A 9,176-nucleotide genomic window follows, 5' to 3' on the forward strand; every position below is an offset into this window, starting at 1 on the left:
AATACTGGCGCGCTCCACCCGCTTCGGGCTCCAGCTCGACCGCCATCATCAGGCCGCGGCCGCGCACATCCTTGACGATGTTGGAGCGGATCGACTTCAGCCCGTCCAGGAAGTATGCGCCCATTTTCTCGGCGTTTTCGATCATCCCTTCTTCGGTCAGCACCTTAAGTGCCGCGCGCGCGACGGCGCAGGCGAGGGGATTACCGCCGAACGTCGAGCCGTGCTGGCCGGGCTTCAGGACCCCAAGAACCTCCGAATTGGAAAGGACGGCCGATACCGGGTAGAAGCCGCCGGACAGCGCCTTCCCGATCAACGTCACATCGGCTTCGATGCCTTCATGCTCCTCTGCCAGGAGTTTGCCGGTGCGGCCGAGGCCCGTCTGGATCTCGTCCAGGATCAGCGTCACGTTGTTTGCCGTGCACAATTCCCGGACGTGCTTGAAATAGCCAACGGGTGGGATGACGACGCCGGCTTCTCCCTGGATCGGCTCGATGAGTGCCGCAACAGTATTCTCGTTGATCGCGGCCGCAAAGGCTTCGCTGTCGCCGAAGGGAATGGTTCGGAAACCGGGCGTGTAGGGTCCAAAGCCGGTGCGGGCGTCCGGATCGGTGGAGAAGCTGATGATGCTGAGCGTCCGGCCATGGAAATTATCCGAGCAGACGATGATCTCCGCCTTGCCCTCCGGGACGCCCTTCACCTCGTAGCCCCATTTGCGAACCGCCTTGATCGCTGTCTCCACGGCTTCGGCACCGGAATTCATCGGCAGGATCTTGTGAGAGCCGGTGAGCGCCGCCAGCTCCTCGTAGAGATGCGCGAGCTGGTCGTTGCGGAATGCGCGCGACGTCAGCGTGAGCTTTCCGGCCTGCTCGACCATCGCCGCAAGGATCTTCGGATGGCAGTGCCCCTGGTTGACCGCCGAATAGGCGGAAAGGCAATCGAGGTAGCGGCTGCCGTCGGTGTCCCAGACGTAGACGCCTTGACCGCGCGTCAGGACGACATCGAGCGGCTTGTAGTTATGGGCGCCAAGCTGCTGTTCGGTAGCGATCAGGTTTGCGGATGTGGTCATTGCCGTTTCCCCCCTTATGCGGCGCGTGTCGGACGATCGAAGATGCGGCGGCCAAAGAGGCTTGCCGTCAGCTCCACGAGAATGCGGGCACTCTTGCCGCGATCGTCCAGGAAGGGATTGAGCTCCACGAGATCAAGGGACGAAACGAGCCCGCTGTCGGAGAGCATTTCCATGACGAGGTGGGCCTCGCGGAACGTCGTGCCGCCGGGAACGGTGGTGCCGACACCCGGTGCGATGTCCGGATCAAGGAAATCGACATCCAGGCTGACATGCAGCAGGCCGTTGGCCTCTTTGATCGTGCTGAGGATGTGGCGCATGATGGCTGCGATGCCCTGTTCGTCGATGGAGCGCATATCGAAAACATTGACACCGCGCTTCTGAACTTCTTCCCGCTCACGTGGATCGATGGAGCGGATGCCGACCTGAAACACGTTTCGCGGATCGACCAAAGGCCGGTCCTTGGGCAGGATTTCCGCCAATTCCGCATGGCCGCTGAAGAAAGCGACGGGCATGCCGTGCATGTTGCCCGAAGGCGATATCTCCGGCGAATTGAAGTCGGAATGGGCATCCAGCCACAGCACGAACAGCGGACGGCCTTTTTCGGCGGCGTAACGTGCCATGCCGGAGACGCTGCCCATCGACAGGCTGTGGTCGCCCCCCAAAATCAGCGGAAAACGGCCAGCCGCCGCGGCGTCATAGGTGCTGGCTTCAAGCGCACGCGTATAAGCGCCGATGAGGCGCAGGTTGTGCGCCTTGGGATGGTTCGGAAGATCCCGTGCCGGAACAACGCGGATGTCACCCTCGTCGCGCACATCGTGACCAAGGTCGATCAGGGTCTGGTCCACACCGGCGATGCGAAGGGCTGCCGGGCCCATTGCCGCGCCGCGCCGCCCTGAGCCCTCTTCCACTGGAACGCCGATGAGCGTGACTGAGCGAGATTGAACTTCCATTCTGAGGCTCCCTGGGGCACCGGATTTCGACTTTGGATTCGAACCTATATTCGGATATCGGCGTGACAGCAAAAAGATGGAAAAGTGTCAGAAGATAAGCTCTATTATACACTTTGCTAAGTGCTTTTCGACAAAGTGATCGCAATGGATGACCTTGACCAAGAACTCCTCAGCGCGCTTCGGCACAATGCCCGAGCGCCCATATCGTCCCTTGCCGCGATGACCGGTGCGTCGCGCGCAACGGTAGCCGCTCGCATGGAGAGACTGGTTGCCAACGGCACCATTGCCGCCTTCACGATCCGAACCGGTCACGAGACGCGCGCTGCCGGCGTTCGCGCCATCGTCATGATCGAGGTCCTCGGCAAGTTGGCCGACCGGGTGGCTGATCAGTTGCGCGGGCTCCCCCAGGTGCGGGCGCTGCACAGCACCAATGGCAAATGGGACTTTGTCGCTGAGCTCGAGGACCGGGACCTTGTCTCTTTCGATGAGACGCTCCGCCGCATCCGGCTCATCAATGGAATCAATTCGACCGAAACCAATATCCTGCTGAAGACCAGCAAGACCGGGTTCTAGGGTCAGCAGTAGATCCTGACCCTAGTATTCGTGCTCGTAAAAGACGCCAGCTTCGCCGGCGCCATCCCCGCCCGCGGCGCCACGCAGCTTCACGCCGCGGCCGACATCGAGATTGATGATCGCCTTGGCTCCAGCTCTTCCGCCCTGCTGCAATTCGAAGTAGGTGCGTTCATTCAGGTAGCGCCCGACACTGACGCTCGTCTGGCCCCGTTCATCGGTGCTGATGTTGAGGTCATCGACACCAAGCTGATTGCGAAGCCCCTCGAAAAGCGAGGTAGAACGGCCCCCCGCCAGCTGGCTTACGGCATCGGCGAGCTGCGCGATCTGAACCGGCGAGAGCTTTGACATGGACTGGCCGAAGATCAGCTGCGCCAGCACCTCGTCCTGCGGCAAGGTCGGCGACGACGAGAAGGTGATCGAGGGGTCGGTCGCAAGTCCGGTGACATCGACTGTGAGCGTCGTGTTTCCGGACACCGATGTCGCCTCCATATCGAGCGCCGGCGTCAAATCGCCGGCAAAGGTAATGCGGCTCCTGTCGGTAAAGGTCAGCCGCCGGTTAAGGATGGTCAGCCGTCCGCGGCGCATTGTGAAGCCGCCGGAAACGATGGGCGTTGCGGCGGTTCCTCTGATCGTGACGCTGCCGCCGAGTTCCGAATCGATGCCGCGGCCACGGACGAAAATCCGCGCCGGCGCATCAATCCGCAGATCGAGGCTGATCGTCGACTTCGCCCTGGGTCCTTGCTGGCTTTCATCACGCATCTGGGCGCGCACGGCGGGCGGCGCGTTGATGTGTCTGACATCGATCTCGCGCAAGGATGTCGGCAGCTTGTCCGGAACGGTGATCGATGCCTTTTCCACGTTCAATCTGCCGCTCAGGGTTGGGCTGGAGAGCAGGGGGCCGCGCAGACCGAGATTGCCGTTGACCGTCGCGACGAGGAGCGTTCCATCGACATAGACTGCCCTGTCGAGCCTGACCTCGATATTGGCCGGATAGCCGCTGCCTGGCCGTATGCCGATCGTGCCGCTTGCGGCAATGCTGCCGCCGCTCGCAAGATTGCCGCTCAGGCGGGAGATCGTAGCCTGCTCGCCATTCATGCTGATGTTGGCGGTGACGTTATTGAGCGCGAGATTTCTGCGGACATCGACCAGCCTCGCGCCGCTCGTTGCGATGGTCCCATTGATCAAGGGGGCGGCAGCCGTGCCGGCGACACGGAGGTCTATGTTGGCCGTGCCGTCGGCGACAAAACCCTGCTGCGCCAGCTGTGCGCCAAACATTGCAAATGGGACGTTGCCGCGAACTTGCAGGTTGAGGGCGCGATTGCCGGTGATCGCAACGCTGCCTCCACCCTGCATGGAGAGGCCGCTGCCGCCCCTAAGGTTGCTATCGATCGTCAGAGTGTTGTCGGTGAGGTTGCCGCTTGCAGCTATTGCGAATGGCGGAAGCCCGGCCCCTCTTGTGTGGCTCGTCGCCGCGTCCCTCCAGTCGAGCTTGAAATCAACTTTTGGTGCAGACAGCGGCCCTGATACCGAAGCGGTCCCGGAAACCCTTCCTTCTGCAGCAAGGCCAGGCACGAAGCCGTTTGCGACGCTCGCCGGAAGATTGGAGAGATCGGCCTTAACATCCAGGTTCTTGACCGTCGTTCCCTCGATCATGGCATTGCCACCGGCTTTCAGTGACACGTTGCCGGCGCCATTCAGATCGGCATTGAAGTCGAGCCGGTTGTTTGCGAGCCTGCCCGCGGCATTCAGCCCGAGCTGCGACAGGCCAGCCCTTCTGGTCTGGCTGGTCGCGGCATTCTTCCAATCAATTTTGAAGTCGGCTGTCGGCGAGGCCAGGCTTCCTGACGCGGTGACCGTTCCTGAAACGATGCCTTCCGCTGCAAGGCCCGGCACGAAGTTGTTGGCGAGGGCCGCCGGGAGATCGGCAATCGCCGCATCGACCCTCAAGCTTTCGACCGTCTTGCCTGCAATCGCGACATTGCCGGTTGCCTTGAGCGAAGCGCCGTCAGCGCCGCGGGCATTCGCGTCGAAATCGAGCCTGTTGTCGGTGAACTTACCGCTTGCAGTAAGGTCGAGCGGCGAGAGTCTGGCGCTCTTCGTCTGGCTGGTCGCCGCATTCTTCCAGTCAATTTTGAAATCGGCTGTAGGCGAGGCCAGGCTCCCCGAGGCCGTAACCGTTCCGGAAATGATGCCTTCTGCTGCAAGGCCCGGTACGAAATTGTTGGCGATACCGGCAGGAAGATTGGCAATGGCTGTATCGACCTTCAGGGTTTCGACAGTCTTGCCCGCAATAGTCGCATTGCCGGTGGCCTTCAGCGAGGCCCCGTCAGCGCCGCTGGCATTCGCATTGAAATCGAGCTTGTTGTCGGCAAACTTTCCGCTTGCGGTAAGGTCCAGCGACGAGAGTTTGGCGCCCTTGGTCTGGCTTGTCGCCAAGTCCCTCCAATCAAGCTTGAAATCAACGGTAGGCGACGAGGGTGTCCCGGAGGCAGTAACCGTTCCAGACACAATGCCGTCGGCTGCCAGGCCCGGCACGAAGCCGTTTGCGATGCTTGCCGGAACGTTGCTGATGTCGGCGTTAATATTCAGACTCTGGACCGTTTTTCCAGCAACGGTGACGTTACCTGACGCGTTTGCGGTCACCCCGTCTGCGGCATTGGCATTTGCATTGAAGTCGAGCTTGTTATCGGCGAATTTGCCGGTGGCGCTCAGGCCCAGTGATTTCAATCCCGCGCTCTTGGTCTGACTTGTCGCGGCGTCCTTCCAGTCGAGATCGAAATCGACAGCCGGTGCCGCAAGCGTTCCTGCCGCCTTGGCGGTTCCGGAGAGGGTACCTTCGGCGGCGAGCCCGGGCATGAAGCTATTTGCAATGCTCGCGGGGACATTGGCGAGGCTGGCGTTCACCTGCAGATTTTGGACCGCCGTACCGGCGACCGTGACATTGCCATCCGCCTTCAGGCTGAGATTGGCTGCGCCAGTGAGGTCCGCATTGAAGTCGAGCTTGTTGTCGGCAAATCTGCCGGCGGTATTCAAGCCGAGCGATTTCAATCCGGCGCTTTTGGTCTGGCTTGTGGCCGCGTCCTTCCAAGCAAGGTTGAAATCGACGGCTGGCGCAGCAAGCGTGCCCGACGCCTTGGCCGTTCCGGAGATCGTGCCTTCGGCCGCGAGCCCCGGCACGAAGCTGTTGGCAACATCCGCCGGGACATTATTTAGGTCAGCATTGACCTGCAGGCTTTGCACCTCGGTACCGGCAATCACGACATTGCCGTCTGCCCTCAGGCGCATCCGGTCTGCGCCGGCCAGATTGGCGTCGAAGGCGAGCCTGTTATCGGCAAATTTACCGGTCGTGCTGAGACCCAGCGGAGCAAGGCCGGCGCGTCTCGTCTGGCTTGTGGCGGCGTCCTTCCAATCAAGATCGAAATCGACCGCTGGAGCAGCGAGCGTTCCAGAAGCTGTCACTTTCCCGGTGATCGCACCTTCGGCAGCAAGGTCCGGAACGAAGCCGTTTGCCATTTTTGCCGGAAGATTGACGACATCGGCGTCGATTTTCAGGCTCTGACCGCCTGTTCCGGCGACGACGATATTCCCCCGTGCCTTCAAGGCCAAATCATCGGCGCCATCGAGCGTTGTGTCGAAGTCGAGGGTGTTGTCGACGTATTTCCCGGTCGCCGCGATATCGAATGGCGCCAGTCCTGCGCGCTTCGTCTGGGCGACCTCGGCGTTTTTCCAATCAAGCTTGAAATCGGCAATCGGCGCTGCAGGCGTGCCTTTGACAGATCCGGTGCCGGAAATGGCGCCTGCCGCATCCAGATTCGGAACGAAGCTGTTGGCGAGGCTTGCCGGGAGTTCTTTGATATCGGCGGCGATGTCGAGCGTCTCGCCCGCTGAGCCGCTGACCGTGACCGAACCGTTCCCGGTCTTGATCGCAAGGTCGTTCAGCATGGCCCTGCCGTTCGCAATCGCGATCTCGGCGGGGTGGGAGAGTTCAACTGGAATATTGCGCGGCTTGCCGGAGAACCGGTCGAGCCGGATCGTCATGTTGCCGGCGCTTGCTTCAACATTTCCCGCAGCAAGCAGCGGATTGTTATCGTATGCAGCCTTAAGATCGAAATTCGTGCGGTTCTGCTGCTGCACGAAGGTCAGCGTCGGTGCCGCGAGCTTGTTCGTGCCCGACGAAATCTCGTCGGCGCTGACGACACCGTTGGCGGCCAATGCTCTCAGATCGGTGACAGTGACATTGATGTGGGGCCGTATGATGGAAAGCGTGTCGCGCTGTATCCGATTTCCTGCGGCCGTGACCTTGAGCCCGATCTTGCCGGCGTCGTTCGTAATGTTGAGCGTGCCCTTGAGGTCACCTTGTGCCTTCTGGCCGCCAAACATCGCGAGCAGGCCTATATCGGGGAAATCGAACTCAAGCGTGCCCGTCGGCTCGAAGCCTGGAGAAAATTGCAGGCTGCCTTGCAGGCGGTTGCTGGCGACATCCGCCACCAGGGACGGAATGCTAATGGCGCCGGCTGCAGACTGCACGTTGGCATTGATGGCGATCGGCTGGCTGTCGATGGCGCCCTTTCCGTCCACGGTCGCTCGCGGCGCGGCAGGGTCGGCATTGCCGAATATCTCAACGTTGAGATCGCTGATCGTGCGGCCGGCAGTGCGTAGTCTCGCGGCGCTGACACTCGCCTTTATGACCGGTGCCGTTATCGAGCCGCTGGCATCGATCGCGTAGCTCGCCTCGCCTTCGGCGTTTTCTGTTAACTTCCTCAGGTCGGGCAGCCGCCCGGAAAGAGTGGCCGCGATGTTGTCGCCATCCAGCGTCACAGTGCCGGCGGCTTCGACCGTTCCAGATTTGATGGCGAGATTTGAAAGACTGATCTTCGAAGGAATCGTCCCGGAGACCTGCGTTTCGATAGCGATCGGCGTATCGAAACGCTGAGCAATGGCGGGTGGCAGCGCCGCCGGCTGGACGACGAGCTTTGTATTTCCCGTCAGCGTCTGATCGTCAAGCTTGTAGGTGCCGTTGACGGTACCGTTGGCATTGGCGCTCTCGAAAGTCGTGCCGTTGAAGCCTATGCCCTCAGGCGCGATCTGAAGTGGCGCGACGAGTGTCACGGGGCCTTGTACTGCTCGATTGATGTCAGGATTCGTGAACGTCGAATCGCCGGCGACCATCCGCAATTGAACGGCACCGGCGCGCTGCGTCAGATTGAAGGCTTCGCTCTTGGCGGTCAGCTTCACGTTGCCGATCGTCGCCTCTGGCAATGTCGCCGCATCAAGAGAGGCACTGGCGTTCAGTCGTGCCGTCTGCGCATCGCCGGTCAGCGCCAGGTTGAGGCCGGTGATCATGAAGCGGGCTTCGCCATCAGCAAGCGGCCAACGAAAGTCGACCGGGCCCGACGTGCCGAGCACGTTGGCGTTGAGACTGTTGTTGCCCCGACGATCCAAGGTGCCTGATGCTGCAATAACGACGCTGCCGGTCGCTATGTTGCCGGTCTGAATATCGAGCTTGCCCTTGTTGTCGAAGGTGGCGGAGACGTCGATGTTCGTCTGGCCGGAAAACAATGGTCGAAAGGCCGGCGGAAGAAGAGTGCTGAGATCGCCACCGCCCTTAAGGTCAACGTGGTGCAAGCCGTCCGGCGTCAACGCGTGACGGCCTTCAATCGAAGCGCGCTGTTGGCCGTCGAGTGATGCCTGAAGGCGACCGTTCCAATCCGAGATCGGCCCATCGCCGTCGACGGCGAGATTGACAGCAGGATCGCCCGGCAGGGACAGGAAAGTTGCGAGCAGCCCTCCTTTCGGCTCAGTAAGCTGGGCCTTCAGCCGCAACTGGTTGCGATCTGGCCTGAACGCCATGTCGGCCAGAAGTTTGGCATCCGGCACATCCGGGCGGCCGACATTGATCGTGGCACTCCCGCCATTCCGGTCGGCCTTCAGATTGCTGCCGTCGGCCGTTAGCGTAAACGCGTGGCCCGCGAACTGCTCACTGAGATTGATGCCCGCGACGGCGATCTTGTCGACGTCGATCTTGATCGGCAGATTAAATCCGCCATCCTCGGCTGCTGTCCGTGATGAGGGAATGGTCCGCACCGGCTTTCGGATGACATTGATCGAGTCGACCAAGACCTCCTGCGCGTCGAATGTGCCGCGGAGGAGCGCCAAGGGGTTCCAGTCTATCGAGAGACCGTTGATCTGCGCGAACACTCCACGCGTATCGGAGACTGTTATCTCGGCCGCGCGCAGTCCGCCGCTCAGAAGGCTGCCAGGGTCGCGGACCTTGATCGTCATGTCCCGGTTCGAAAGGATTTCCGCAACCTGTTGCGTGATGATCCGGGAGCCGAAGGAGGTGAAGCCGAAGATCGCAATCGCGGCCGCAGCAAGAATCAGCACGACGCCGGTAGAAACACCGATCGCCTTTATGGTCCAATTCGCGAACTTCGTCAGTGCTTGCATGGAGGCGAAACTACCCCGTTTTTGTCACAGTTCGACGGTTGAAACACCGCGAGTACCGGCACTCTAGAAAGACTGCCCTATTCCGGCATAGATGCCAAAACTTGCACCATCTTCGTACTTGTTCAAAGGTACGGCAAAAT

4 protein-coding genes are annotated in these 9,176 nt (G+C 60.9%); 1 reads left to right on the forward strand and 3 read right to left on the reverse strand.

Annotated features, from left to right (window positions below):
- Positions 1-1,066: ornithine--oxo-acid transaminase (rocD, locus tag ACPYOI_RS32990; protein WP_481423957.1), on the reverse strand; the 1,066-nt coding region annotated here is incomplete at its 3' end.
- A gap of 14 nt (positions 1,067-1,080) precedes the next feature.
- Positions 1,081-2,016, reverse strand: a complete 936-nt coding sequence (gene rocF / locus ACPYOI_RS32995; protein ID WP_481417274.1) for an arginase — start codon at positions 2,014-2,016, stop codon at positions 1,081-1,083.
- 144 nt (positions 2,017-2,160) lie between these two features.
- Between rocF and ACPYOI_RS33000 the strand changes: the two genes are divergently transcribed.
- Positions 2,161-2,589, forward strand: a complete 429-nt coding sequence (locus ACPYOI_RS33000) for an Lrp/AsnC family transcriptional regulator (protein ID WP_168832664.1) — start codon at positions 2,161-2,163, stop codon at positions 2,587-2,589.
- Positions 2,590-2,610: 21 nt separating this feature from the next.
- On the opposite strand, the gene ACPYOI_RS33005 is transcribed toward ACPYOI_RS33000, so the two are convergent.
- Positions 2,611-9,036, reverse strand: coding sequence for a translocation/assembly module TamB domain-containing protein (locus ACPYOI_RS33005; RefSeq protein WP_481423958.1), 6,426 nt, complete (start codon positions 9,034-9,036; stop codon positions 2,611-2,613).
- Between the last annotated feature and the right edge of the window lie 140 nt (positions 9,037-9,176).

It is taken from the genome of Rhizobium sp. SVR5-2C, from assembly GCF_056755115.1.